General features: G+C 76.3%; 2 protein-coding genes and 1 pseudogene. All 3 read right to left on the reverse strand.

Going from position 1 to position 1,945, the window contains the following annotated elements:
* A partial coding sequence (locus DZG00_RS15030; RefSeq protein ID WP_147360049.1) for an oxygenase MpaB family protein occupies positions 1 to 994 on the reverse strand: 994 nt, incomplete at its 3' end.
* Positions 995 to 1,111: 117 nt separating this feature from the next.
* A complete protein-coding gene (locus DZG00_RS15035) occupies positions 1,112 to 1,645 on the reverse strand; it encodes a DUF1697 domain-containing protein (RefSeq protein ID WP_119381506.1) in 534 nt (177 codons plus the stop codon).
* 65 nt (positions 1,646 to 1,710) lie between these two features.
* Positions 1,711 to 1,945, reverse strand: a pseudogene (locus DZG00_RS15040) (oxidoreductase); the annotation flags it as partial.

The following is a 1,945-nucleotide window of genomic DNA, read 5'->3' on the forward strand; positions in this document are numbered from 1 at the left end:
GCCGGGCGCGGTCGCCGACGTCGTCGCCGCGACCGGGATGCGGATCCGCGGCTGCCCCGGGCGACGCGTCCCCGGGCGCCCCGTGCTCCTGCAGCCGCGCGATGCGCTTGAGCGCCGCCTCGTGGCTCGTGGACTGGTCGCCCATGACGCGCCCGGCGACGCCGAGCATCACGCGGGTCGACGCGAGCGCGGGCAGCGGGAAGGGCCCGAACGACGCCCGGTCGAGCCCGAGCAGCTCCCGGTAGCGCGGCTCGAGCGAGGCGACGGCTCCCGCGAAGAGCACGCGGTAGGCCGGGAGCATGGAGGCCCGCAGCGGCGGCTCGCGCAGGAACGAGATCGTCTCGCGGGTGCGCTCGTCGGCGCGGAGCAGGCCCTGGTCGTGGAACGCGTCGATCTGCGCGTGCAGCTCGGCGTGCGAGCGCGGCGGCGCCTCGACGCCCATGAGCTCGCCCGCCTTGGCCCACTCGGCGACGTACCGGTCGGGCCCGCCCGGGATCGGCGGCCCCCACTGCGTGTGGGTGCTGAGGAACGCGTCGGTGAAGACGATGTGCACCCAGGAGAGGAGGTCGGGGTCGTTGGCGCTGTACGGGCGCTCCACGCCGTGGCCGTCGACGAACGTGCCCTGCACCTTGCGGTGGTAGCCGCGGACGCGCCGGCTGACGTCGACGGCGGTGTCCCGGTCGCCGAACGAGGTGGTGATGACCCATCGCACGGTGCCGGCGAGGCGGCCGAGCGGGTCCTCGCGGTAGCGCGACCAGTCGTGGACGCCCGCCATGGCGCCCGGGTGCAGGGTCTGCATGAGGAGGGCGCGGATCCCCGCCACGAGCGTCGGCATGCCGCCGTGGATCGCCCAGACCGCGGAGCCGGGGCCGAACCAGCCCTCGTCCTCGCCCTTCTCCAGGTCCTGGATCCACTGGGGTCGCCCCTCGGAGTCCGCGGAGAACGTCTCCAGGATGTGGGACTTCCAGCGGTCCGCGAATCTGCTCACGTCCACGAACCTATCCCCCCGGCAGCACCGTGAGGAGGCCCCCGCGCCCTCGGACCGGATCGGGGGCGTGACGGCTCGCTGGGGGCCACCCCCGAGCGGGGGACGCGCCCGCGGCCCGGTTAGTCAGGCGTCGAGGAGGGCGACGAGGGCGGCGACGGTGCGGGCGTTCCTGGCCGTGACGGATGACCCGAGGCCGCGCCAGAACGCCGGGGGCACGCGCGACGCCGACACGCCGTCGGGGTGCCAGGAGTACACGGCGTCGCGCCCGACCGCGACGAGGTCGGGCGCGATCGCGTCCGCGGGCGGCGGTTCGGGCAGCGGGTCCTGCGGACGGTCCAGGAAGGAGACGAGGAGGCGGGAGGGGTCGTCCGCGACGTCGCCGAACGGGATCCCGGCCGCGATGCGCCGGAAGTCGTCCGCCGGCACGAGGTGGACGTCGGCGGTCACGCCCGTGGCGAGCCGGACCGCGTCCTCGATCGCCACCGCGGCACCGCGGCCGCTGGGCCGCTCGTGGTCGACGACCGCGTTGCCGCTCCGCAGGTGCGTCCGGACCGCGCGGTACCCGAGCCCCTCGAGCGCGGCGGTCAGCTGCGCCATGGGCACCTGCTTGGCCCGCCCGACGTTGATCCCGCGCAGCAGCACCACCGATCGCTCCACGCGGCACCCGCTCCCTGCGGCTCCGTCGCCGTCCGCCCCAGTGTGGCCCGACGGGAGCGCGGCCGTCACTCCCCCGACGGCCCGAACTGCTCGATGCGGATCGCGTCGCGGCCGACCCCGGCGTCGAGCAGCAGGCGCGTGGCCCCGCCCGCGAACGCGGTGGATCCGCACACGAGCGCCACCCCGGCACCCTCGGCGAGCCCCGCGACCTCCTCGGGCCGGAGGCGGCCGAACCCGCGCGCGCCGTGCCGCTCGCGCGTCGTCACCAGGAGCGCGCCCGCCGACTCGAGCTCCGCGCGG

Source organism: Clavibacter lycopersici (assembly GCF_003576405.1).
GTDB lineage: Bacteria > Actinomycetota > Actinomycetes > Actinomycetales > Microbacteriaceae > Clavibacter > Clavibacter lycopersici.